At 42.4% G+C, this 25,587-nt stretch carries 24 protein-coding genes and 1 tRNA gene; 10 read left to right on the top strand and 15 right to left on the bottom strand.

Annotated features, from left to right (window positions below):
• Window positions 1-143: 143 nt before the first annotated feature.
• Complete coding sequence (cmk, locus tag K2G43_RS00840) at window positions 144-836, bottom strand: (d)CMP kinase (protein ID WP_300152715.1); 693 nt, start codon at window positions 834-836, stop codon at window positions 144-146.
• 425 nt (window positions 837-1,261) lie between these two features.
• Between cmk and K2G43_RS00835 the strand changes: the two genes are divergently transcribed.
• From K2G43_RS00835 to K2G43_RS00795, 9 genes are all read left to right on the top strand, one after another.
• Window positions 1,262-1,948 (top strand): energy transducer TonB, encoded by a 687-nt coding sequence (locus K2G43_RS00835; RefSeq protein WP_297644830.1) that lies wholly within the window; start codon window positions 1,262-1,264, stop codon window positions 1,946-1,948.
• Window positions 1,949-2,032: 84 nt separating this feature from the next.
• A complete protein-coding gene (locus K2G43_RS00830) occupies window positions 2,033-3,007 on the top strand; it encodes a polyprenyl synthetase family protein (protein ID WP_300152714.1) in 975 nt (324 codons plus the stop codon).
• A 19-nt stretch (window positions 3,008-3,026) separates the two neighbouring features.
• Complete coding sequence (locus K2G43_RS00825; protein ID WP_297644834.1) at window positions 3,027-3,740, top strand: hypothetical protein; 714 nt, start codon at window positions 3,027-3,029, stop codon at window positions 3,738-3,740.
• Window positions 3,737-4,519: a TatD family hydrolase gene (locus K2G43_RS00820; RefSeq protein WP_300152713.1), complete on the top strand. Its 783-nt coding sequence runs from the start codon at window positions 3,737-3,739 to the stop codon at window positions 4,517-4,519. Before K2G43_RS00825 ends, K2G43_RS00820 begins: the two co-directional genes overlap by 4 nt.
• A 161-nt stretch (window positions 4,520-4,680) precedes the next feature.
• Window positions 4,681-4,768, top strand: a tRNA-Ser gene (locus K2G43_RS00815).
• Between the two features lie 78 nt (window positions 4,769-4,846).
• Complete coding sequence (locus K2G43_RS00810) at window positions 4,847-5,650, top strand: MotA/TolQ/ExbB proton channel family protein (protein ID WP_300152712.1); 804 nt, start codon at window positions 4,847-4,849, stop codon at window positions 5,648-5,650.
• Between the two features lie 5 nt (window positions 5,651-5,655).
• Complete coding sequence (locus K2G43_RS00805) at window positions 5,656-6,129, top strand: hypothetical protein (protein ID WP_297641713.1); 474 nt, start codon at window positions 5,656-5,658, stop codon at window positions 6,127-6,129.
• Between the two features lie 46 nt (window positions 6,130-6,175).
• Complete coding sequence (locus K2G43_RS00800) at window positions 6,176-6,766, top strand: biopolymer transporter ExbD (protein ID WP_297641711.1); 591 nt, start codon at window positions 6,176-6,178, stop codon at window positions 6,764-6,766.
• A complete protein-coding gene (locus K2G43_RS00795; RefSeq protein ID WP_297641709.1) occupies window positions 6,766-7,230 on the top strand; it encodes a biopolymer transporter ExbD in 465 nt (154 codons plus the stop codon). The genes K2G43_RS00800 and K2G43_RS00795 overlap by 1 nt, the downstream gene beginning before the upstream one ends.
• Before the next feature lie 179 nt (window positions 7,231-7,409).
• On the opposite strand, the gene K2G43_RS00790 is transcribed toward K2G43_RS00795, so the two are convergent.
• Together K2G43_RS00790 and K2G43_RS00785 are read right to left on the bottom strand one after the other, a co-directional pair.
• Entirely contained in the window at window positions 7,410-7,940 is a 531-nt protein-coding gene (locus K2G43_RS00790) for a GNAT family N-acetyltransferase (protein ID WP_297641707.1), read from the bottom strand.
• A 221-nt stretch (window positions 7,941-8,161) separates the two neighbouring features.
• Window positions 8,162-9,439, bottom strand: a complete 1,278-nt coding sequence (locus K2G43_RS00785; RefSeq protein ID WP_297641705.1) for an IgA Peptidase M64 — start codon at window positions 9,437-9,439, stop codon at window positions 8,162-8,164.
• A 323-nt stretch (window positions 9,440-9,762) separates the two neighbouring features.
• Here K2G43_RS00785 and K2G43_RS00780 point away from each other — a divergent pair, with 323 nt between their 5' ends.
• Complete coding sequence (locus tag K2G43_RS00780) at window positions 9,763-10,242, top strand: Lrp/AsnC ligand binding domain-containing protein (RefSeq protein WP_297641703.1); 480 nt, start codon at window positions 9,763-9,765, stop codon at window positions 10,240-10,242.
• A 2-nt stretch (window positions 10,243-10,244) separates the two neighbouring features.
• Here K2G43_RS00780 and K2G43_RS00775 read toward each other — a convergent pair whose 3' ends face one another.
• The 12 genes from K2G43_RS00775 to K2G43_RS00720 form a co-directional block, all read right to left on the bottom strand.
• The gene (locus tag K2G43_RS00775) at window positions 10,245-10,733 is read right to left on the bottom strand and encodes a dihydrofolate reductase (RefSeq protein WP_297641702.1); all 489 of its coding nucleotides are present in this window, start codon (window positions 10,731-10,733) and stop codon (window positions 10,245-10,247) included.
• A gap of 14 nt (window positions 10,734-10,747) precedes the next feature.
• On the bottom strand, window positions 10,748-11,542 hold the full coding sequence (locus K2G43_RS00770) for a thymidylate synthase (RefSeq protein WP_297641700.1): 795 nt from the start codon (window positions 11,540-11,542) through the stop codon (window positions 10,748-10,750).
• A 192-nt stretch (window positions 11,543-11,734) separates the two neighbouring features.
• A complete protein-coding gene (cls, locus tag K2G43_RS00765) occupies window positions 11,735-12,883 on the bottom strand; it encodes a cardiolipin synthase (protein WP_300152716.1) in 1,149 nt (382 codons plus the stop codon).
• A 190-nt stretch (window positions 12,884-13,073) separates the two neighbouring features.
• On the bottom strand, window positions 13,074-13,400 hold the full coding sequence (locus K2G43_RS00760) for a DUF5056 domain-containing protein (protein WP_297641698.1): 327 nt from the start codon (window positions 13,398-13,400) through the stop codon (window positions 13,074-13,076).
• A complete protein-coding gene (locus K2G43_RS00755) occupies window positions 13,387-13,932 on the bottom strand; it encodes an RNA polymerase sigma factor (protein WP_297641697.1) in 546 nt (181 codons plus the stop codon). The genes K2G43_RS00760 and K2G43_RS00755 overlap by 14 nt, the downstream gene beginning before the upstream one ends.
• Window positions 13,929-14,552, bottom strand: a complete 624-nt coding sequence (locus K2G43_RS00750; RefSeq protein WP_300152711.1) for a DUF6249 domain-containing protein — start codon at window positions 14,550-14,552, stop codon at window positions 13,929-13,931. Before K2G43_RS00750 ends, K2G43_RS00755 begins: the two co-directional genes overlap by 4 nt.
• 392 nt (window positions 14,553-14,944) lie before the next feature.
• Window positions 14,945-16,621 carry an RNA-binding domain-containing protein gene (locus K2G43_RS00745; RefSeq protein WP_135959337.1) on the bottom strand — a complete coding sequence of 559 codons (1,677 nt, stop codon included), beginning with the start codon at window positions 16,619-16,621 and terminating at the stop codon, window positions 14,945-14,947.
• Window positions 16,622-16,623: 2 nt separating this feature from the next.
• Window positions 16,624-18,513, bottom strand: coding sequence for a hypothetical protein (locus K2G43_RS00740; protein WP_300152710.1), 1,890 nt, complete (start codon window positions 18,511-18,513; stop codon window positions 16,624-16,626).
• A gap of 27 nt (window positions 18,514-18,540) precedes the next feature.
• Complete coding sequence (locus K2G43_RS00735; RefSeq protein ID WP_300152709.1) at window positions 18,541-21,648, bottom strand: type I restriction endonuclease subunit R; 3,108 nt, start codon at window positions 21,646-21,648, stop codon at window positions 18,541-18,543.
• A gap of 1 nt (window position 21,649) precedes the next feature.
• A complete protein-coding gene (locus K2G43_RS00730) occupies window positions 21,650-22,774 on the bottom strand; it encodes an AAA family ATPase (RefSeq protein ID WP_300152707.1) in 1,125 nt (374 codons plus the stop codon).
• Between the two features lies 1 nt (window position 22,775).
• Window positions 22,776-24,023 carry a restriction endonuclease subunit S gene (locus tag K2G43_RS00725; protein ID WP_300152705.1) on the bottom strand — a complete coding sequence of 416 codons (1,248 nt, stop codon included), beginning with the start codon at window positions 24,021-24,023 and terminating at the stop codon, window positions 22,776-22,778.
• Window positions 24,020-25,576, bottom strand: coding sequence for a type I restriction-modification system subunit M (locus tag K2G43_RS00720; RefSeq protein WP_065539598.1), 1,557 nt, complete (start codon window positions 25,574-25,576; stop codon window positions 24,020-24,022). The genes K2G43_RS00725 and K2G43_RS00720 overlap by 4 nt, the downstream gene beginning before the upstream one ends.
• Window positions 25,577-25,587 lie beyond the last annotated feature (11 nt).

Below are 25,587 nucleotides of genomic sequence, written 5' to 3'. Positions count from 1 at the left end.
TTTTTCTTTGTTTTTTCTCCCTATCCGCTCCCTGCCTGTTCCCTGCTTTTACCCTGTTTTCTCCTTGTCTATAGAGGGCGAGCATACAAGGAGCAGGTAGGGAGCAGGTAAGGAGCGGGTAGGGAGCAGATACCTGTCTGCCCCTACTCCTTGTCGATTGCTTTTCTGAACTGCTCGGCCAGCCACTCCTTTTGTTGAAGAATAGTCAGGTGGCTGTTGTCCAGCAGCAGGGCATCATCGGCCTTGCGGAGCGGGCTGACTTCCCGGTTCTGGTCGATGTAGTCGCGTTGCTTCACATTCTCCAATATCTCGTCCAGGCTGGCCTCTTCTCCTTTGGTCTTCAGTTCGTCGTAGCGGCGTTGTGCCCGTATCTCGGGAGAGGCGGTGACGAAAATCTTCAGTTCGGCCTCCGGAAAGACGGTGGTGCCGATGTCTCGCCCGTCCATCACAATGCCTTTGGCTTTTCCCATTTCCTGTTGTTGCGCCACCATCGCTTGGCGTACGAAGTCCAATGCCGCGATGGGGCTGACGCGTGATGACACCTCCATGGTGCGGATGCGGTCTTCTACATTGACACCGTTCAGATAGGTGTCCGGCCGTCCGGTCGCGGGGTTCAGCCGGAAAGAGATATGGATGTCCTTCAGTTGCTCCTTCAGCTTTTCGGCGTCAATGTGCCCGTCGTGGAAAATGTCGTTTTCTATACTATACAAGGTAACGGCGCGGTACATGGCTCCGCTATCTATGTAGATGTAGCCTATTTCGCGAGCCAGGTCTTTGGCCATGGTACTTTTCCCGCAGGAGGAGAAACCGTCGATTGCGATTGTTATTTTTTTCATGACTGCTGAATTTGTAATGATTAAAAAAACTGTTCGTTAGATAGAAAAATCATTTCGTTGGCGGAATATCGGATTGGCAAGCTGTCCGCGCTTGTTTTTCTCCGTACGGATTGGGTACGGTTCGGACACGGATAAACTCCCCGGATGATTTGTTAAATAATGTGCCGAAATCACGTTTTTTGTGTGACCTGATTCTTCCAACAGAGAAATTTTCAATAATTCATCTAAAAAACTTGCCAAAGATACGGTATTTCTAAAATATCTCGTTACATTTGTGGCACAAAAGTACACAGAGGTGGTGGAAGGATTAAAAAAACAAAAATGCACCGCTTATTGTGTAAAAAAAAAGAGTGAAGGGTGTACTTTCATGGGAAAAGTGCTATATTTGCCCCGAATGAGAAACACTAAAAATTATATTATAGATTATGGAAATTAAGAAATCGCCTAAAGCAGACTTGGAGGGCAAGAAATCGACTTGGCTGCTTGTCGGGTATGTAATCGTGCTCGCGTTCATGTTCGTTGCGTTCGAGTGGACAAAGCGTGACATCAAGATTGACATGAGCCAGGTTACTTCCGAACCAGTTTTTGAAGAGGAAATCATTCCTATTACTGAACAACCGGAACAAGTGACTCCTCCACCTCCCGAGGCTCCTGCTATTGCAGAAACGCTGACTATCGTGGAAGACGATACTGAAGTGGAAGAAACTGCTGTTGTTTCTTCTGAAGAATTGAATCAGGCTGTGGAAATCAAGTACGTTCCCGTGGCTGTAGAAGAAGAAGAACCGGAAGAGCAGACTATCTTCGAGGTGGTAGAGCAGATGCCGGAATTCCCGAATGGCGGTATGGCTGGTTTGATGCAGTATCTGGGTAAGAACATCAAGTATCCCCCCATTGCACAGGAAAACGGAACGCAAGGACGTGTGACTGTACAGTTCGTGGTGAACAAGGACGGTAGTATCGTTGATGCTAAAGTGTTGAGAGGTGTTGACCCGTATCTGGATAAAGAGGCTGTCCGTGTGATTATGGGTATGCCGAAGTGGAAACCGGGTATGCAACGCGGTAAACCGGTACGCGTTAAATATACAGTGCCTGTAATGTTCAGATTGCAGTAATAAAACAGATTTATCATAAGGAAAGAGGTTGCTGAAATGCAGCCTCTTTTCATTATCAGACATTCCCTAATTTTTAGAAATACTATGTTTGCAGTTTCCGAACTTTTAGAAAGAATAAATTCCCATATTGCGGGATTGCAGTTTTCCCGTTCTCCCCAAGGCTTGTATGATCCCATTACGTATGTTCTGTCTATGGGCGGCAAGAGAATCCGTCCGGTATTGATGCTGATGGCCTATAATCTCTATAAGGATGATGTGGCTCGTATCTTTGATGTGGCAACGGGCATTGAGGTGTATCATAATTATACGCTTCTGCACGACGACTTGATGGATAAGGCAGACCGTCGCCGTGGTAAGGAAACGGTTCATAAGGTTTGGGGTGACAATGCTGCCATTCTTTCGGGTGATGCGATGTTGGTATTGGCCTATCAGTTTATGGCGAAATGTCCGGAGGAGCATTTGAAGGAGGTGATGGACGTATTCAGTTTGACCGCGCTGGAGATTTGTGAAGGTCAGCAACTGGATATGGAGTTTGAGCGTCGGAAAGATGTGAAAGAGGAAGAGTATCTGGAAATGATTCGTCTGAAGACTTCGGTGTTATTAGCCGCCAGTCTGAAGATAGGTGCCCTGTTGGGAGGTGCTTCGCCGGAGGATGCGAATCGCTTGTATGATTTCGGCATGAACCTGGGCGTCGCTTTCCAACTGAAAGATGATTTCTTGGATGTGTATGGAGACCCTGCGGTGTTTGGAAAGAATATCGGTGGTGATATCTTATGCAACAAGAAGACTTATATGCTGATAAAGGCGTTTGAACATGCAGCCGACAGCCAGCGAGGTGAACTGGACGGATGGGTGGATGCGGAGTCGTTCAATCCGATTGAGAAAATCGCGGCGGTGACAAACCTCTATAATCAGATTGGTGTCCGGAAGCTTTGTGAGGAGAAGATGCAAGAGTATTGCGAACGTGCTGCGGGAAGCCTTGCAGCCGTCTGTGTGTCTGATGAGAAGAAGGCAGGGCTAAAAGAACTGATGGAAAGTCTGATGCACCGGAACGTATAGTCCTAAAAAGAGGGGAAAGATGCCTTATAGAAGATTACCTAATACCGATCAAGCACGCATACGGGCACTGAAAGCGGTGGTCGCTAAAGGAGATACGTATGCTGTGTCTGAGTTGGCTGTTTCTTTGCACTCGTTGAGCAAGGCTCGAAATTTCCTTGTTAAATTTGAAGCGGCGCAAACCTACTATATGGAATGCTTTGAGCGTCAGGCTATGGCAGGACGTAAGCATCAGGTCCATGTGAAGACTGCGCGTTTGTATATCTCTCACTTTATCCAGGTGCTGAATTTGGCAGTGATACGGTCGGAGGTGCGTGTTGCGCATAAAGAGTATTACGGTTTGGAGGCGAATAATAATAATGTGCCTGACTTGTCATCGGAGGCATTGTTAGCAGAGTGGGGAGGTAGAATCGTGAAAGGCGAAAGCAAACGCCTGTCTCAAGGTGGCATACCTATCTATAATCCGACTATCGCCAAGGTGAAGGTGCACTATGACATCTTTATGGATGGTTATGAGAAGCAGAAGAGCCTTCAGTCCATAACGGCCCGCAGCCTGGATGTGTTGGCTTCGATGCGTGCGGAGGCGGATGCGCTGATTCTGGAGTTGTGGAATCAGATTGAAAAGAAATTTGAAGCGGTGGCCCCCAACGAAAAGCGGCTGGACTTATGCCGTGACTATGGGATTATCTACTATTACCGTACCGGTGAAAAACAGCTTGATAGAACGGAAAAATGAAACTGATTGATTCACATTCCCACTTGTTCCTGGAGGAGTTTGCGGAGGATTTGCCGCAAGTGATGGAGCGTGCCCGCAATGCGGGGGTTACGCATGTGTTTATGCCTAATATAGATAGTACCACTATAGAGCCCATGCTTCGTGTGTGTTGCGACTATGAGGGATATTGCTATCCGATGATAGGATTGCACCCGACCTCCGTGAATGCTGATTACGAAAAAGAGTTGGGGGTGGTAGCCGAAGCGCTGTGCGCTCCAAACAATTATGTGGCAATAGGCGAAATCGGTATGGACCTGTATTGGGACAAGACTTTCCTGAAAGAGCAGCAGGTGGTGCTGGACAAGCAAATTGGTTGGGCGCAGGAATATGGTCTTCCGGTTGTGATTCATTGCCGGGAAGCGTTCGATTATATATATAATGTATTGAGACCTTATCAGGGTACCTCTTTGGGCGGAATTTTCCATAGCTTTACGGGGACGCGGGAAGAGGCGGACGTATTGGTGGCGGAATTTCCGAACTTCATGGTTGGTATAAACGGGGTGGTCACTTTCAAGAAGTCCGCTTTGCCGGAAGTCTTGAAGCACATTCCGCTGGAAAGAATCGTGCTGGAGACAGACTCACCTTATTTGACTCCGGTTCCCAATCGGGGCAAGCGGAATGAAAGTGCATACGTGAAGGATACGTTAATGAAGGTTGCCGAGGTGTATGGCTGTTCTCCCGAAGAAGTGGCGCAAACCACTTCTGCAAACGCTTTAAAAGTGTTTGGAATGCTTGAATAATCTGATTGAGGTTTTAAAGTTTATTAATTTTGATATTTTATTCAATATAAAACGGGGAGAATGGAGTGGAACTACAAAAAAAAGAATACATTTGTAGCTGAAAACGCTGGTGATTCGCAATTTTTTTGTAATTTGCACCCGATTTCAAAAAAGTGCCTATTGGAGAGATGCTCGAGTGGTTGAAGAGGCACGCCTGGAAAGCGTGTATACCCCTAAAGGGTATCCGGGGTTCGAATCCCCGTCTCTCCGCAAAATAAATAGGGAAGAAAAAACAATAATAAATACAATAAATAATTTAATTAATTAATCTTAAAAATTAGACACACAATGAAAAAGTTATTTGCAATTGTTGCTGTGATGGGAGCCTTGACATTTGGCTCAACTCAACTTGCTCAGGCTCAAGATGCTCCTGCAGCTGAACAAACAGAACAAGCTGCTCCGGCAGCTGTAGCTGATAATGCTGCTACTGCTACTGTAGATGCTGAAGAAGGCGGTATTCACAAAGAATTGAAAACAAAGTTTATTGAAGGTACTGCATCTTTCATGAGTTTGGTAGCTATCGCATTAGTTATCGGTCTCGCATTCTGTATCGAACGTATCATCTATTTGAGCTTGGCAGAAATCAATACCAAGAAATTTATGGCTGCTATCGAAGCTGCTTTAGAGAAAGGTGACGTTGAATCTGCTAAAGACATCGCACGTAACACAAGAGGTCCTATCGCTTCTATCTACTATCAAGGCTTGATGAGAATTGATCAAGGCATTGACGTAGTAGAGAAGTCTGTAGTATCTTACGGTGGTGTACAGGCTGGTTACCTGGAAAAAGGTTGCTCTTGGATTACATTGTTCATCGCCATGTCTCCGTCTTTGGGATTTATGGGTACTGTAATCGGTATGGTGCAGGCGTTCGATAAAATCCAGCAGGTAGGTGATATCTCTCCGACGGTTGTTGCAGGTGGTATGAAGGTTGCCTTGATTACTACTATCTTCGGTTTGATCGCTGCATTGGTACTGCAGGTATTCTACAACTATATCCTTTCTAAGATTGAAGCTTTGACAAGTGAAATGGAAGACTCTTCTATCACTCTGTTGGATATGGTTATCAAATATGACTTGAAATACAAAAAATAATCAAAATGGCTAAGTTATCATATAAAATTTCATACTACGTACTGTACGCTATGTTTGCTGCCATTTTGGTAGTATTGGGCTTGTTCTTCTTCGGTGGAGACGCTCAAGGCGATGCAGTACTGATGGGAGTAGATCCGGAAATGTGGCAACCTGCATATACAGATGCTTTGCTGTTCTTGACATACGCGTTCTTTGCCATTGTTTCTGTTGCGGCTGTAGTAAGCTTCTTCCATTTCTTGGTAAGCAATCCGAAAGCTTCCATGGGATCACTCTATGTATTGGCAGGCTCTATCATTGTCCTTGTTATTACATGGCTCATGGGTAGCCCTGAGAAAGTGGAAATTATCGGTTATGACAAAACAGACAACGTAGGTTTCTGGGCGCAAGCTACTGATATGTTCCTTTATTCTCTTTATGCACTGTTTGTAGTGGCTATCGCATGCATGCTGCTCGGTGGTATTAAGAAAAAATTGTCATAAGTAGTAACAAAGGTCTGTAAAGCACCTTTAATGAAAGGAAAGAATAATGGCAAAAGGAAAAAGAAAATGTCCCGAAGTTAACTCAAGTTCTACGGCGGATATTGCATTCTTGTTGCTTATCTTCTTCTTGATTACGACTTCTATGGATACCGACCGTGGTTTGGCAAGACGTTTGCCGCCTCCACCGGAGAAGGACCAGAAGATTGAAGACCAAAAGAAGAAGGAACGTAACGTGTTGCAAGTCTTCCTGAATATGAACGACCAGTTGATGTGTGGCAATGATTACGTTAGTGTGGATCAATTGCGTGCAAAGGCAAAGGATTTCATAGCTAATCCGTATAACGATGAAACCAAACCGGAGAAAATAGCTAAGAATGTGCAATACTTCGGTACGGTACAGGTTACGGAAAACCATGTGGTTTCTTTGCGTTGCGACCGTGGCTCTTCATACAAGGCATATATGGCTGTACAGAATGAGTTGGTAGCAGCTTACAACGAGTTGCGTGATGAACTGGCTCAGGAGAAGTGGCAGAAGAATTATGCTGATTTGGATGGAGAACAGCAAGACGCAATTCGTGAGATTTATCCTCAGAGAATTTCTGAAGCTGAACCTAAAAAATACGGAGAAAAGAAGTAATGGGAAAATTTAATAAAACTGGTAAACGTGAAATGCCGGCGTTGAACACTTCTTCTCTGCCTGACCTTATCTTCACCTTGTTGTTCTTCTTCATGATTGTAACAACCATGCGTGAGGTAACTTTGAAGGTTGAGTTTAAGGTTCCGCAAGCTACAGAATTGGAGAAATTGGAAAAGAAGTCATTGGTTACGTTTATTTATGTAGGAAAACCTACTGCCGAGTTCCGTAAGAAACTGGGTAATGAGAGCCGTATTCAGTTGAACGATAGCTATGCTGAAGCTGCTGAAATTCAGGACTACGTTATTGGTGAACGTGCCAGCATGAAAGAAGAGGATCAACCTCAGATGACTGTTTCTTTGAAAGTGGACCAAGACACGAAAATGGGTATCGTAACAGATATCAAAGAAGCTCTTCGTCAAGCTTATGCACTGAAGATTAACTATTCTGCGCAATCGCGTCAGTAAGAAGTTGATTTTATATAAAGAAAAATAGGAGGTGTGTTGAAACGCACCTCCTATTTTTTTAGGCACGGATTCCGGCAGACTATATGGATGATCGAAAGAGATAAATTCATGTAGTCTGCCGGAATCCGTGCCTGATTATATCATCCTGCCTGCCTTTTTTATTTCGACAATTTTCTTTTTCAGGCGTTATATACTTCGCGGTAGATATGTTCTTTCACGCTTTCGTAATCTTTGTCACATTGCAGGTCGCCGTATGCCATGAGACGCATGGGGAGATAATCATCGCCGGCTTTGTAGGGCGGCTGTATGTAGGGCTTTTCCCATAGGATGAAGCCTTGACGCTGGTAGAAGCGGATGCGGCGTTGTGCCATTTCTTCTTCAGGCATCTCCACTTCCAAAACGACGGGGCGCTTGAGGAGGTCGCATAGCCGGTTCAATACTTCTTTCCCATGTCCTCCGTTACGCAGGTGAGGATCGATGGCAAAGTGTTCTATATAGCAGAAGGTGCCGAAATCCCAATAGGTGATGAGTCCTATCGGGGTTTCATTTTGAAGGATGACGTTGTTGTGAAAGTTGGGTTTGGTGTCTGTATAGTTGCGCAGTTCTTTCAACTCCCGGTATTCTTCCGGGGGGAAGGATGCTACAATCAGTTTTTCCATGTAAGCGTATAAGACGGTGTCGGCCGTTGTGATAGGTTGGATATGTATCATAAAGCAAGTTGTTTTTTAGGTTGTTTTTGGGGGCGGGCGGAAATGCTCGCAGGATATTTCTGCTTAAGGGGTTATTCGGGAGTTATCGGGAGTTATCACTCCGTTAGGAATTAAAGTCCAATCGTATAGCGATAGAAAAAATATTGGCTTCTAATTCCCGAATAACTCCTGTTAACTCCCGATAACTCCTTTTTCGTAATTCAATTCTGTTTGACTATCGGCTATTCGGTGTAGAATTCGATGACACGGCGGATGGCACGCTGGCAAACCGGACAGAAAGTGGGGTACTCGTTGGTGCGCATGCGGCAATTGTCTGCCGGACGGTAAACGCCTTTGGCGGAATATCCACCGCCTTCATAGACACCTACGGGATATTTCTTGCTGTCGGCAACGGGGGTGGGCTGGGGCGTTCCTTTTTCGAGCATGTCTTCCCATTTGGCGGAGAAGTTGACCTTGGTGCTGATGTTCTGCTCCCATGGTTCCACATCTAATGGGTAGGTATCGGTCATGACATCATCGTCGTAGAAGTACTCATCGGCAAGTCCTCCGAAGCTATGTCCGAACTCATGCACCACGACGGGGCGGAACATGGGGTGGTGGGCGGTGGTCAGTGTGTAGGAGTTATAGATGCCGCCGCCTCCGTATTCTTCGGTATTTGCCAGTATGATGATGTGCTCGTAGGGGATTCCTGCCAACGCATCGTGTATGGACTTTACACGGGAGGTGGTCAGGTATCGGTCTGAATAGAAAGTGCTGAAGTGTGAATGGAAGGCGGTCCGTTTCCATTCTCCCAGACGAGGTACGCTCACTCCGCTGTCTTCGGACGGACTTGCCACGGCCACGATGTTGAATCGCTTTTTCATGGATTTGAACGGTTCGTGGGCAAACAGGCTTTCGCAGGCGATGGCGGCATCTTTGTAGAAGGTCTCCATTTCATCGGGTGTGTAGCCTTCCGCCAGAATGGCCACGTCAATGCACTTATCCGCAGGGCCGTTTTGCAGCAGGTATTTGTGGGGCGTGATGTGTGCGGTTCCCTTTTGGTGTATGAGGATGTCGTCGGGGTTGACTGTGTGCTTCATGCGGGTACGAATATTCCTGCGCGGGTCGAGCAGTGTGATTTCAACCTCTGCCGGACGAAGGGGGTAGGGGAGTAGGAAGCTGTTTTCAAACCCTTTGGTTACGGCTTTGGCTTCATCCGTTTCCAGCCACTCCTGGAAGAGTGAAGAGAAGGAGGTCTTGTAGATGACCGTTCCACTGGCTGCATCCCGCATCACAATCTGGCCGTTTCCTTGTAGCGGAAGTTCGGACAAGTGGTGTTTTCTTCCTGCCCAGGTGGGAAGGGAGGAGAGTCCGTCCAGACAAATTTCCTGCCTGGCGGCATTTCCGGTGAAGAGGTAATCGACTCTTAAAGATTTGTCCGCAAAATAGTCGGAGAAGTTTTGTGCGTGCAGCGACATGGCGGCAATCAGGCACAACAGAGGTACTAAATACTTTTTCATAACAGTCCAATTATTAATCTATTGGGCAAAGATACGATTTAAGTTTTAATGTTTGTAGAGGTTGGCATATCCAAAGTTGATGTTTATGTTGCTAAACCTCAGCTTTGGCATGCTTAAACCTAAGGTTTGGAAAACGCATATAGACTGCCTGCCGAATCAAGGCGGCAACCGGAGAATAGTCTTTGGGGAACCGAAAAAGCGTGTTTCCTCTAAGAAAAATTATCGCAAGCGGCACTGGTTGGCGAAAAATCGTTAACTTTGCATACTGCCGTATGAGAGAGTATGCGGCAGGTATTGTGTTTTATTAATTATAGAGACTTGAAATGGGACATCATCAATTGGATACTTTAGACGAACAGATATTGAAACTGATTGCCGATAATGCACGTATTCCTTTTCTGGAGGTGGCAAGAGCGTGTAACGTGTCGGGAGCGGCCATTCACCAGCGTATTCAGAAACTGACTAATCTGGGCATATTGAAGGGGTCGGAATATATCATCGACCCGGAAAAGATAGGCTATGAGACGTGTGCTTATATCGGCATCTATCTGAAAGACCCTGCTTCTTTCGATGAGGTGACGAAAGCCTTGGAGGCGATACCTGAAATCGTGGAGTGCCATTTCACGACCGGCAAATATGACATGTTCATAAAACTCTATGCCCGCAACAATCACCACTTGCTGAGCATCATACATGACAAATTGCAACCTCTGGGATTGGCACGTACCGAAACCTTGATTTCTTTCCACGAAGCCATCAAGCGTCAGATGCCTATAATGACAGGGGAAGAAGAGGAAGTGTGATTCTATCGGCGAATATAATCAACAAACGAATAGGGGCAGGGATGCTTCTCATCTATCGGATGAGACTCCCTGCTTTTTTCTTGCCATACGTCCGGAGCCACGTGGGGGAAATAGGCATCCGCGCACGGGGCTTCCGCATCAATTTCGGTGAGGCGGAGGACATCTGCCAAAGGAAGCGCCTGCCGGTACAGGCTTGCGCCTCCGATGATGAATATGTTTTCGTCCGGGCGGCAACTGCTCAGTGCTTTTTCCAACGACGGGAACACTTCCGCGCCGGGACAAGCGGTCTCGCGTCGGGAGGAGAGCACGATGTTGCGGCGGTTGGGCAATGCGCCTTTGGGGAGCGATTCAAAGGTTTTCCTGCCCATGATGATGGTGTTTCCGGTGGTCAGTGCCTTGAAACGCTTCAGGTCGTTCGGAAGCCAGAACAGCAACTTGTTTTGATAGCCGATAGCCATGCGGCGATCGACTGCGGCAATGATACTTATCATGTTTTTTTCTTTTTTTATATGGACACTTTGCCCGCAATGTGCGGATGAGGATTGTAATTCACCAGTTCAAAGTCTTCGTAGTTGAAGTCGAAGATGCTTTTGACCTCCGGGTTGATTTTCATTTGCGGCAACTCCCGCGGTTCGCGTGTCAGTTGCAGTTTGACTTGCTCCAAATGGTTCAGATAGATATGGGCATCTCCCAGTGTATGGATGAAGTCTCCGGCTTCTAGTCCGGTCACTTGTGCCATCATTTGCAGGAGCAGAGCATACGAGGCGATGTTGAAAGGTACTCCCAAAAAAATGTCTGCGCTACGTTGGTAGAGTTGCAGGCTGAGTTTTCCGTTTGCCACGTAAAATTGAAAGAAGGCATGGCAGGGCGGCAGATTCATGTGGTCCAAATCGCCTACATTCCATGCGCTGACAATGATGCGACGTGAGTCGGGATTATGCTTGATGGTTTCCACCGCTTCACTGATTTGGTCGATGAATCCCCCTTTATAGTCGGGCCACGAACGCCATTGGTAGCCGTAGATATGTCCCAGGTCTCCGTTCTCGTCCGCCCATTCGTTCCAGATGCGTACGCCGTTTTCTTGCAGGTATTTCACGTTGGTGTCTCCTTGGAGGAACCAGAGCAGTTCGTATATGATGGATTTCAGGTGCAGCTTTTTGGTGGTCAGGCAGGGAAAGCCGTCATCCAGCTTGAAGCGCATCTGGTGGCCGAATACGCTGATAGTGCCGGTACCGGTGCGGTCGCTTTTCTCCACGCCTTCGTTCAGCACGCGGTTCAGCAGGTCTAAGTATTGTTTCATGATGTAATGCGGTGTTTCTTATTCGGACACAAAGGTAGGGAATAAATTGGTTGGAGAGTTGCTTTGGGGGGAGAAAGTTATTCGGGAAGGAGTTATTCGGGAAGGAGGTATCGGTCGATACTCCGACTTGTGTGCGCAGAACTATTGGCTTTTAACTTCCGATAATTCCTTCCTGAATACCTCCTTCCGAAATCAGAGGAACGGCGTGAGCAGATTGCCTACCCATCCCACGAACTTTTTCCATCCCGAGCGTTTTTTCCAATATTCGGGTGTCATCAGTGTGCTGTTCAGTTTGTCCCTTTCAAACATTTTGTTCAGTTCATGGGTGGTTTTAGGGTCGAAGATGAAGGCGTTCGTCTCGTAGTCGTAGCGCAGGCTCCGGCTGTTGAGGTTGGCGGTTCCTATGGTGCAGAAGATGCTGTCCACCATCATGATTTTGGAGTGGTGGAAGCCTCCGTTGAAGAGGTATATCTGTGCTCCCTTCTTCATTAGCTTGTGGCCGATGTGGAAGGAGGCTTCCGGTGTGAAGGGGATATCAGACACGGCAGGCAGCATGATTTCCACTTCAGCCCCTCTTCTCAATGCGTCTTTTATCGCTTTCCGGATGGATTTGGTCGGTACGAAATAGGGGTTTACGATGCGGATGCTTTTCCGGGCGGACTCGATGGCGGCGGCGTATGCGTGGCTGATGGAGCGCGGTGTCTCGCGCGGCATGCGGTCCACGATGGCTATCTCTTCCGCCACGCTGTCGGGCAGTTGCGGAATGCCGGGAAAGTAGGCTGGTCCTCCGATGTGCTGTCCTGTCTCGCGGTTCCACATCGTCAGAAAGATGCCTTGCAGGTAGCGCACCGCGTCGCCCTCGATGTGCATGTGCATGTCGTGCCATTGGCCTATCTTGGGCAGGCCGTTGATGTAATAGTCGGCGATGTTCATTCCTCCGGTATAGCCTATCTTGCCGTCTATCACTACAATCTTGCGGTGGTCACGGTGCATGGCGTGGTTAATCCAGGGGAAAGTAATCGGGTCGAACTTCACGATTTCGATGCCACGGCTCTGTATGGCTTGCAGATGGCGCTTCTTCAGTGGCCGGTTGTTGGAACTGTTGCCGAAGGCGTCGAACATGGCACGCACTTCCACCCCCTCCTTCACTTTCTCTGCCAGCAGGTCGAACAACGAGTTGGCTATGGAGTCGTTGCGGAAGTTGAAGTACTCCAAATGGATATGGTGCTTTGCCTGACGGATGGCTTGAAACAGGTCGATGAATTTGTCACGCCCGTTCATCAACAGCTTGATTTCGTTGTTCCCGGTGAGTGGAATCCCTGTTTGCTGCAAGTGTTTCATCAGGAGCGTGTCGCTTGACACCTGTCCGCGGACGCTTCCCGCAAAAAAGGTGAATATGATGGTAAATACAATGAATCTCAAAACTCTTTCTTTTTGTTTAGTTTTATCGGGCGGCAAAGATACAACATATCTCCGTAACGATGATTCACTTGCTTGTAAAAAATAGGAAAGATTATAAAAGATGCGCCTTTTACGCCAGCGACGCAATCTTCCGATACCCCATGAAGAGCAGCACGATGGCGGCTATCGCCAATGACTTCAGGTCAAACTCCGCCGCTCCGCCTTGAATGAGGGCGTCGAAGGTCTCGCGCAACGTGTTCAGCACCAGTTGCAGCCCGTCCAGTGTGACAAACAATACCAGCGCAAGCGTGAAGCAGCACGCGCTCCATATTTGTGACAGGCGTTGGCTGCGATTCGGCAGGCAGCGCATGACGCGGCGGCTGAATCCGTTATCCGCTATTTCCTGCCTATTGTCGGCAAAGAATTGCTTCAGAAGTTTATCATCATTTTCCATCATAACCATTTTGTTTTAAGTAAGCGGCCATTTTTTCTTTTGCCCGCGAGAGGTGGCTCTTGACGGTTCCCGCAGGATATCCGGTGATGCCTGCAATCTTTTCGATGCTCAGGTCTTCCATGTAGAAGAGCGTGATGCAGGTGCGTTCCGGTGCTTTCAGTGTGGCGAGGGCACGGTAGATGTCCATCTGTTGCCCCACGTCTTGTTGTTGTGTGCTGTATCGGGCATCTACCCGATATGTATCCAAGTCTTCTGTCTCTTTTCGGCTGCGAATATAGTCATAAAATACGTTATAGGCAATACGGTAGAGCCAGGTCGAGAAGTTGGAGAGATTCTTGAAGGTGGCGATGTTGGTATAGGCTTTGATGAATGTTTCTTGTGCCAGGTCATCGCTCAATTCGCTGTCGCCGCATGTCTGGTGCAGGAAGAAGCGTCGCACGGGCGATTGGTATTTCCTGACCAGCTGGTCGAAGGCCCTGGTGTTGTGGAACACCACGACCTGCGCGACCAGCGATATGTCATTTACCGGGCTCATCTCTTCTTTTCGTTGTTGTTCTGTTGCGTGTAGTAGATGACCAGTTGTCCGAATCCGGTGAACATCACCAGCAGGCCGATGCATCCGAGACCGAATTCTTCGGTAATGGCCCAGAGGAAGATGAACAGGCCGATGCCGATGAATATGTTGTTGATGCCCTTGCTGCGGATGTCCTTTGTCGCGTTCTCTTGGAAGAAGTTTTCGGGCAGTTGCTGTCCGCTTGCCAGTGCTTGTTCCGCCAGGCGGTATTTGGCTTTCCGGTTCTTGTAGCGGAAGAAGAAGATGGTGAAGACAATGAACAGCGGCAATCCGAATACGAAGACGATGGCCGTTACGGCAATGATGGTTTGCGAAGTGTGACGGTCGAGGTTGAGTCCGTTCCAGTTGAAGTGGGAGTCGTGTCGCTCACGACCCTCCGAATCTTTGCTGTCCGCACTGTCCTCGTAAGTGGTGATACTGAGCGTGTCTGTCACAGACTGCCCGTTGACAACCGTGTCTCTCAGCTCGATGACTCTTTTCTTGTTTCCTTGGCTGTCGTTTTCGGTCACGGTTCTGTTTGCTCCCTGTGCCCATGCGCAGAACGTCATGGCAAGCAGTAATCCTAAAATGATTCGTTTCATGATTTATCTGTTTTTTATTTGTTTCTTTGTGAGTTAGACGTATCGTCTCTCCTATAAAGTTGCAAAGAGAAGAACTTTTTTTGAGAAAAAGAAGAAACTTCTGCTAACATATAAAAATCTATCGGGTTTGCGTTATCTTTGCCGCGGATAATCAATTATTCCGTATCTGATTGATACACAAATAGCGAATGCTATGGTAGAAAGTTGTTGGTAACGATTTGGCGATTTCGAGATTGCACCAATCTTCTGCGTTCTGCTTTGTCAAACAACTCTGATACAAAAGTAGCCAAATTCCTTGATTGAGCAAAGAATTGGGCTACTTTTTCAGTTATAATCCCCTTTTATAGTTATAAATAGTCGTAATAGGTCATATTTCAGTCATAATTTATGGATTACGACTTCAGGAACCAAGTTCGACCTTCAGGAGTGATTAATCCTTTTTCTTTCATTTCTGAAAGAATGTTACCCAACATTCGCTCTTGTTGCTCATGTGTCTTATTTTGCGGCAGGACTTCTTTCAGATAATCGAATATGGCATCACGTTTTGCTCCTGTAGAACCTGCATTCTGCAAATACTGCAAAATCATTTGTTGAATTTTAGATTTGTCAAGACCTTTGTTACGTGTATATTCAGGTAATTGGTGTGTCTTCTTTGCTACATCAAGCGAAATACGATACTCAGAACTATCTCCTTCTAACAAGCCTCTTTCCAGTAGTGCCACTACATTGTCCTCCGAAATACGATGCCCTTTTTGTACGGCATCCAACAATATACAATCTTCCAATGTCAAAGTGTCATTTTCCTTTAAGAGTTTGGTATATTTCTCATTGATGGAATTACCATATATTTTCACACCGACCTCCTTATTCGTTGCATCTATTTCATAATCGGGCATTGGGAAATGGCGACGCCACTGCTCATTGAACATCTTCTTGATTCCTCTACTTACAGTGTCAATCATGTTGAAGTTTACCATTGCCCGGCAAAGACATTCATTTCTGAAATGTCGTTGTGGCCCTTTGGTTGCCAATGCTTTTTGCAGAGTGCCAGGAATGAAGCTACCTCCGTTTTCATAATACAGATAGCTCGGATTTTCTACAAAATTGATACGTTGTTGCAAGGTGTAATCTTGATGTGCAATGGCATTATGAAGTGCCTCACGAATCGTGTAGTCATCATATTGTTTCATTGTATCGGGGAATAATGTTCCTCCAGGCAGTTCTCTCATTGTCAGGTTACGAATCTTACCCAATATTTGATCCACAGTCAAAATGAAGGGAACCGTAAAATGTTCGTAATCCACTACCTCTTGATGTTCATCGCGTAATGTCCAAGTTACCTCCGCCATAGCTGGGCGAAGTTTAAAAACTGATACAGGTTTACCCAAAAGAATAATAGCAGCACGTGTCAATTTTCCATCAATCATGATACCGCTATTACAAAGCAATTCTTCTACCGACCATGCATCAATCTCTTCTGACGGGATTTTAGAAGCATGAACCTTTTTGAACATAACACGTGCCTTGGCAATAGCCAATTCGTCAAGGTCAGCCAGTGTAACGTTAAGGACAATCTCGGCAGACCAATCCTTTGCTTCAAATATCGGTTCTTCAAGAATAGCGGAAAGTCTTTCTTGAGTCATTTCCACTAACGAATCTTCCACTCGTTGCCATGCCTTTTTATGAGCATACACAGGACGGCGTGGGAGATGCTTAGGGATATGAATAACCCACACAACCTTTTGCGTGTCTTCCGTTATATATTCGCTGATGTCAAGCCCTTCTGAAGAAAGGTTTGTACAATGTTCAACTAATTTCCAAACAGCAGATTGTGCATTCAAGTTAAACTTCGTAAGGTCAGTACCCACAATTTCCAATGTTTGGTCCTGTACTCCAATTACAAGATGTCCACCCTCCATATTGGCAATGGCTGACACATAAGAGACAACATCATTTTTTTCGTCTCCAGCAAAGGAGTTTTTCAAATTCTTCATCTCTTTCCATTCACAACAGGCGTTCTCCTGTGGAAATTCGCGAAGTAAGTATTGTTGAAGTTCTTTTGAAGTCATAATTAATGCGATTTAAATTTTGACCAAAGATTTAGTGCTAAATTGCAAAATCCCCAAAATCCCCCTAATCCACCAATAATCTGAATGCTTTTTTGTATACATTTTGTTATATTGGGAAAACTTTGTAAAACTATTATTGCTGCTAATGCAACTATAATAGATATACACATCCAAATCCAACGCCTATTTATCTTATCCTTTTCTTCTTGTCTAATTTTCTCTAAATGCTGACTCTCTTGAATATCTGCAATCTGTTGGGATATATCAGATAATTGTCTTGATAAATTCTTGTTGGCTTCTTGAAGTTCATTATTCTTCTGTATTTCAATCTTATGTTTATTATCTGTTTTCAGTTTATTGTTGCGTTCTGTTTCAATAATTGCATGTATATCCTTGTTAAACTTTTCAGGCTCAGAAATAGAACCATGCAATAACTTGTGAATCTTGATGGTAGATTCTTGAGATATAGAAGATAACAATATTTTATAGTCATCAGCAGATATATTTTGCAAAGATGAAACGACACTATCAAATTCGTTAATTAAATCCCTGCTAGGGTATTCTTCTGATAAAGTTTGCGCAATCAATTCGTTTAATCCAATTGAAGAAACCCTTCCTGATAATTTCTTAGGATTCTGTAAAAACAATAAACTCGTTAGTTCATCAGGCATAATGATTTCACCTATGTTGCCATTAATCTTCTTTGTAATGTTAAATTCACAAAGTTTTCTGTTGGCAGTTACAAACCAATAACTAGCCTTTTGTAGCAACTTTTTATTTGGATCATATTTGCGCTTTTCCCGAACATGTAAATATGCAACAACATCATGTACTGCAGAATGTTTTCTAAACCAAATTTCTTTTAATTGCGTTGCATCGTCAGTATTTGCAAATTTCTCAATATCAGATTCGGGAACCTTGTCTATATTAATTTTATAGTCTGTTTGTAGTAAATTATCCAAATTTCCATGCAAAGCGATAAGCCAAGTTTTATTTTTTCCTAAACGAACACATGCCTCATTAATTGTTGTCGTTGGATGATTCCTATCATAATTGTGTATAGCATTTTGTATATTAGTTTTTATCTCATCTAATGTTATGTCCATCAATCTGATATTGCCTCCAGTATCATGAATTAATTTAATTAATTCTTTTGTTGGAGGCGTATCTTCTGCTCTTTGCAAGTCTAAAAGTTCCAACACTATTTGGGTGTCAAGATAATACGATGTTCCTTTTTCTAATTTCGCCTCTAAATCAAAATCAGATTCTAAATATGACGCAATAACAGAACCTATAAAAATTTGTTTTGTAGCCTTATATAGGTTGTCATTATTTTGTTCTATGTATTGAAGGAAACGTACATGAGGCATAAAAGAAACTTCAGAACAATCTGTAATATCATTAACTCTTCCCGAAAGGAATGATGAGATTTTATTCTTATTCTTATTTATAAAATCTGAAAAGGACGGAATGTTGTTTATATTTTCTCCTTGTTCTTTGGCAAATATTTCAAATGCCTGTTGTAGTGCATTTGATTTGCGTCTCTCTACGTTATACGATTCTTCGATGTCGCAGAACGAGAATGATTTAAACGAGAATGAAAAATTATTACCATTTTCTATAATCTGAAAATCAAATTTTGTTTTATCCTTTCGAGACAAATCATTAACAACAGACTTTATAAGTTTACGAATAATTAGCAATGGCACATCAATTCCATATTCTGAGGATATCAAATTACATATGTCTTGGTCGCTACCAATAGTTTTGTTCTTAGCGTATAAAGACAATGCTCTTTTGCATATAGGAACATATACAGCACTATAAATATCTGTGCTATTTTCTGTTAAGGCTGCAAAAAAGGAATATGTTGTTAATAATTGTTCGCTCATAATACTGTATTTATTTAAAACTTTAATTTATAATTTTCCACCTACTCCCTTGAACTTCTCTACAAATGCTGCAATTAGCAAGAACACCTTATGCTTCTTGGTCAAGTACATAGGATTCAACGGACTCATCTTTGGTAAGATACTATTAAAGTCGGTTCCATTCTCACTAACAAACTCACGCTTTAAGGAAACAGTAATGTATCGCTTGGCTTCTTCTTCATTTAAGTTTTCAGAAGAAATTAACTCTGAGGCCTCTTGCTTCTGTTTACTTTGTGCATATTCAAAGAACGACTCAATAATACTAGCCTTATCAGTAATAGTGTCCAAGTCTGTATCGTTAATAAAATCAACGATAAGACTTTCCTTCGCTCTGTTACCTACACTTGCACGAATTACACCTCGTATCTCTTCAATCAATGCAGTTTTATCTTTGGTCTTATTATTCTTCTCGAAGATTAACTCCAGTATATAGTCCAAGTTTATCTCTTGAGATTTAAGCAGGTCAATCTCAAAGACAACGTCATCCCAATCAATCTTAGATTTTTCAGCAGCAGAACCATCCTTCTCACGTCTTAACCAATCTCTAATATCGTTATAAGTAGATTTGTAATCTTGAACGGCTCGTTCAGACAACATTTCTACCTGTTGCATTTCCTTAATATCCTCATCTGTTACGAAATATGTATTTTTAAATTCCTCAACAGCATTAGGATTGTCCAAGTCTATCCCTTGCAAAGCCTTAAGATGAGTATATTCATCATAGTTCTGCAAAATGTTCTCAATACGTAAGTACTCACCAAAGAGTTTAGAAAAATCTTTTTTATCTTGTTCTGTCTCTATCTTATCGACATCGGGGAATCTTTCATTTAACTCTTTTACAACCTCAATATATCCTCTACGGGCATCACCCGTAACAATATCCTTAAATCCTTCCAAATATTCTTTGTAACTCCTTTCGAGCACTACATTTCTAGTATTACTATCTCCAAATAGAGTTATAGCATCAATAGTGTGTTGCTCTAAATCTCTAAATGTAACGATATTACCGAATGTTTTTGTTGCATCAAAAATTCTATTCGTACGAGAGAAAGCCTGAATAAGTCCGTGATAACGTAAATTCTTATCAACAAATAAAGTATTAAGTGTTGGAGCATCAAAACCAGTAAGGAACATGCCAACAACAATGACAAGGTCTATTTCTTTTTTCTTTACTCGTTTGGCAAGATCTCTATAATAGTTCTGGAATTCTCTGCTATCAACCCCAAAACTTGTCTTAAACATAGCATTATAATCGTTAATGGCATTAGTCAAGAACTCTTTTGCACTAACATCCATTGCTGTAGGCTCAAAATTCTCATCCATAATTTCACCGATTGCCGATTGCTCTTCATTGGCCGCAAATGAAAAGATTGTTGCTATCTTCAATGGCTTTTCAGAGCCTTGCTGAAGGTTGTTTAATTCCTCATAATAACACTTAGCTACATCTACACTACTAACTGCAAACATCGCATTAAAACCCTTATTAGCACCTATACTTCGATGAGTTTTTATCTTGAAATTATCCAATATATATTGAGATATTTCTTTGATACGTGCAGGGTGAAGCAGTGCAGACTTGTTTTCTGCCGCACTTAACTTTTTTTCATTTTGTTCCGTTTCGATTCCCTTGAATCGAGGACGAACATTGTTATAATCGACCTTGAATTTTAAGACTTTTTCATCACGAATGGCATCTGTAATAACATACGAATGCAACTCTCTTCCGAACACACTCGCAGTGGTATCAGAGCCAAGTGCATTTTCTGGGAAGATTGGAGTTCCTGTAAATCCAAACTGATAGTATTTCTTAAACTTCTTCTTTAATTGCTTTTGCGCTTCACCAAACTGTGAGCGATGTGCTTCATCGAAAATAAAGACAACTTGTTTCTGATAAATGGGCAAATCGTTTTCGCTCTTCATCAGATTATTTAATTTCTGAATAGTGGTAACGATAATCTTGTTATCGTCTTTATCTATGTTTCGTTTCAGTCCGGCAGTGCTTTCTGAACCATTCACACTATCGGGAGAGAATCGCTGATACTCTTTCATCGTTTGATAGTCAAGATCTTTTCTATCAACAACAAAGAATACTTTGTCTATGAAATCGAGTTGAGTAGCCAACCTTGCAGCCTTAAAACTCGTAAGAGTCTTACCAGAACCTGTTGTATGCCAAATATATCCACCACCTTCTGTAGTAGACCATTTCTTTGCCTGATATGAACTCCTAATTTTCCATAGTATTCTCTCCGTTGCTGCAATCTGATATGGTCGCATTATCAACAATGTATTGTTTGAATCAAATACTGAATATGTTAGTATTACATTCAGCAGAGTATTCTTCTGAAAGAATGTTGCAGTAAAATCCTTCAAGTCTTTAATCAACGAATTGTTTGCTTTGGCCCAATTCATTGTAAAGTCAAAACTATTCTTGTTTCGTTCTACAGTATTGGCAAAATATCGGCTATCAGTGCCATTGGATATAACGAATAGCTGAATGTACTTATATAAAGAGTCCTTTGTGTTAAAACTCTCTTTTGAATAGCGATGTACTTGATTGAATGCTTCTCTAATCGCAACACCTCGCTTCTTCAACTCAACTTGAACCAAAGGTAGTCCATTAACCAAAATTGTCACATCATAACGGTTAAGATGTGATCCTTCTTGCACAAACTGCCTGATAACTTGAACCTTGTTTCTTGATAGATTCTGCTTGTCTACCAAATAGATATTTTTAATATGACCATCATCAAAGACAAAATCATAGATGTAATCATCTTGGATTTTTCTTGTTTTTTCGATGAGAGAATCGCTTGGTTTATCAAGATATTCTTCTAAATATCTCGCCCATTCGCTATCAGTAAATTCAACATCATTGAGTACTTGCAGTTGCGTTCTGACATTAGCAAACAATGCTTCAGAAGTATTTAAATCAGGTAAATATTCGTAACCCTGATTCCTTAAATCTTGAATAAACTCATGTTCAAGTGATGCCTCTGTTTGATACACAACAGAAGGCTCATTTAACACTGAATACTTTTCATACTCATCAAGTACGATAAAGTTGTTCGATTCTGCTATGGTGTTATAGTATGCCATTTTATTCTTCGGTATAATAATTATTATCGACAAGATGCTTCAAGAGCAATTTTAAAGTGTTTTTCTCAGGTTCTGTTGGCTCAGGAATTACCTCATTTGACAATGTGGAATGGCTCGTGAACTGAATAATCCTGTTATAATATGTCTTCTTGTCATCAGGTAACAAATCTGACCATTGTGGATAGCCTAAAAAGTTTGCGGTCTTTTCGTAAAGATTTCGAAGGAGCATGAAATGATACTTTTCAATCTTATTATCATCAACTGCTTCTTGGAGGACTGACCTCAAATACAAGTGGTATGAGAAACTCTTATTTGAATCTCCAAGTTTCCCATTCAACTCATATGTGCCATCGTCTTCTTTATCTAATAGATAGCAGCACTCGTTTCCCTGTCTATTTTTCTTCTTTAGCTCCAACTCATTGTATAGCACATTATAAAACAACGGATTATGAGTTGTAATGATAAACTTAATATCAGATTGACTCGACTTTATTAATTCTGCAATATTAACAGCAAGCTCTATTAGGTGATTCTCATCCAAAGAACTGACAGGGTCATCGATAAAAATATATTCCAACTCATCAAATTGATTAGTATCACGATTTGCAGGCTCTGACTCATTTAATGTATCTATAACTAATTTTATCAAGCTGAAAAAGACACACCAAATCAAACAACTTTCTTCTCCTTTGGAGATTTTAATATTGTCTATCGTATTATCATCTCCACGCTCTAATGAAAAAGAAATCTCATTGAAGTCTTTGTTAAAAGATGGAGTAAGTTTGTCATTCATATAACGCTGAAAGTGCGTAATTATATTAGACTCTTGACCTTGATCTTTGAATATCCAATCTGTAAAACTGTTTGGGTGTATGATTAACTTTCTATTGGTATCTTCATGCAAATCATTATCCCAATAGAACAAATCTTCGGTAAAGGCATTATAGTAGAGAACTTTTAATGGCCTCTCTTCTTCTGTCTCTTCACCTTCAGTTTTGGGTGCAACCAACTCCTTAAACTCACGAGAAAGGCGAGTTTTTCCAACACCATTGAAGGCATAAATCAATTGTACCTTCTTATTGGCATCTTTAAGCGTTTGGGCAATTTCGGTCAATGTCTTTCCCATATCAAGCACTTAATTTATACTTTGGAAATGATAGTAGTTTATTTCTATAATATTCGTATTGTTCTTTTACTGCTGCTATTTCTGCTGGCAGCCCTTGTACTAGGTCGCTAACCAATGCTTCAAACTTATCAAGAATAGAAACTATACGCTCTTGTTCTGTTAGGGGAGGTATAGGTATCTCAAATTGTTCTAATTGTGATTGATTCAACCTAATGACTTTTGTCCCTGTAACTCTACTCCTTTTGTATTTTGCAAATGCATATGTTTGAAAATAATACGCTATGTATTTGGGATTTTGATCATGAGAAAAAGCTAGACTATCTCCACTAATACAAATTTCTTCATCCCCAAGCCAAGCAACACATTTGCAAACATCATCAATATTTTCACTTACGGTTGCAAATACCAAATCGCCATAGTGAGCTTTTTTGCACTTCTTGGCTGTTTCACTGTTTACATACGATTTGGTCTTTGTTGCAAATGTCCCATAGTGTGTATATATCTGACCATAATGAATACAAGGGATTCCACTTTCTGTAAAATCCTTTTTTTGCAAGCCATTGCCTCTTATGAATGTACCTAACTCACTCATTTTCATCCATATTACGCCTTGCTTCCCCCCCCCTATTTTATTGAATGTCAGCAACTTATTTCGATAGTATTCATATTGCTCTTGTCTCGCTTGCAGCTCCGCTTGCAGCTCCGCTGCATATTCTGCGAAGCGGTCGAGAATGTTTGCAATTTCTTCTTGCACAACAAAAGGAGGAACTGGAATCTCAAAAGTTTCCATTAGTTTAGTAGAGCTTAAATTGGGTTGGGCTCCACCTCCAGCAAGTACATATAAAGTCCCTGTATTCGCAAGAAGTACATGATATAAGTATCTTCTTGATAGGATACCACTATGAGGCTTAAACTTTCCGATTCGTTGGTTTAAATATGAGATATCATCATAATTATAACATCCTATTTTTCCAGTCGTGGCACCTGACATTGCAATCAAAATATCTCCATTTTTGATTGAAAATTGTTCTAGGTCTGTTTTATAATCCTCTTTATAAAAATATTTAACATCATCTATATCAACAGTACGACCATTGATATTAGTTATACGTATAATCTTTTCTCCATCTTCTCTAAAAAGACTACTTCTAAAAGCAAAGCCATTCACAAAATCACATACCTCCCCAAGCTTCTTGTTTTTAACACCATTGGGGCAAAGTTCCTCTATCAATCTTTTCAACTTATTCATAGCTCATCCTCCTCTAATTCCGCGATGATTTTATTAATCTCTGTTCTCAATTCATTCTCTCGTGCCACAATCTTGCGGATGCGTTCATTGAGTTCCTTAATATTGGTTTCTTTTCGGGTCTCTTTTGCTTCTACATAACTACTGACGGATAGATTGTAATCATTTTCTGCAATCTGTTTGTTGTCAATAGATTTTGCAATAGCTTCTTTATCTTCTTTTCTATCAAAGATTTTTATAATCTCACTTATATGCTCCTCTTCAAGAACATTGTTATTTGTTCCTTTTTTATAAAACTTATTGCTGGTAGCATCAATAAATTGAGTCTTTGTATCTAATTTATGTTTAGATAAAACTAAGATGTTTACCGCAATCGTAGTTCCGTAGAATAGATTAGGTGCCAGTGCAATAACAGTCTCTACAAAGTTGTTATCTACCAAATATTTTCTAATCTTTTGCTCTGCACCTCCTCGATAGAAAATACCAGGGAAACATACTATCGCAGCTCTACCTTTGCTTGAAAGATAACTCAATGCGTGCAGTACAAAAGCGAAGTCCGCTTTTGACTTAGGGGCTAACACACCTGCAGGAGCAAATCGATCATCGTTAATCAGTGTTGGGTCATCAGAACCAATCCAATTTACGGAGTACGGAGGATTGGATACAATCGCATCAAAAGGCTTGTCATCGCCAAATTGAGGATCCATCAGAGTATTGCCCAGCGCAATGTTAAATTTGTCGTAGTTTATGTTATGCAGAAACATATTCATACGAGCAAGATTGTATGTAGTATGGTTAATCTCTTGACCAAAGAAACCTTCTTCAATAATATGCTCATCAAACTGTTTTTTCGCCTGCAACAATAATGAACCAGAGCCTGCAGCAGGGTCATAAATCTTATTTATGGAACTCTGGTTATGCATTGCCAAGCGCGCAATAAGATTTGATACACATTGAGGAGTAAAGAACTCACCACCTGATTTTCCAGCATTAGCAGCATAATTGTGTATCAAGAACTCATAGGCATCGCCAAACAAGTCGATATGATTGTCTTCAAAATTACCGAAGTTCAATCCTTCAACACCCTTTATAACAGCTGCCAAACGACTATTCTTATCCTCTACGGTATTTCCTAATCGAGTGCTTGTGGTATCAAAGTCTGCAAATAGGCCTTTGATGTCTCCCTCTGAATCATAACCAACCGCAGAACCCTCAATTGCTGTAAATATAGCTTTGAGGTCTGTGTTTAGATTTGGATTCTTGTTCGCTGTTTTAGCGATATTTACAAATAACTGACTTGGGTATATGAAATATCCTTTGGTCTTAATCGCATCGTCTTTAATTTCGGGAGTGATTATGCTATCAGGCAGATTAGCATAATCAACGCTCTCATCTCCACCTTCAATGTAATTCGAGAAATTCTCACTAATAAAACGGTAGAACAATGTACCAAGGACAAACTGCTTAAAGTCCCATCCATCAACCGCTCCACGTACTTCGTTGGCGATTTTCCATATCTGAGCCTGTAATAGAGCTCTTTGTGTATTGCTTGTCATAAAAACTTTCG

It is taken from the genome of Bacteroides sp. (assembly GCF_029057325.1).
Lineage (GTDB): Bacteria > Bacteroidota > Bacteroidia > Bacteroidales > Bacteroidaceae > Bacteroides.
The sequence above is the reverse complement of the archived record's forward strand: the minus strand, read 5'-3'. Positions and strand labels throughout refer to the sequence as shown.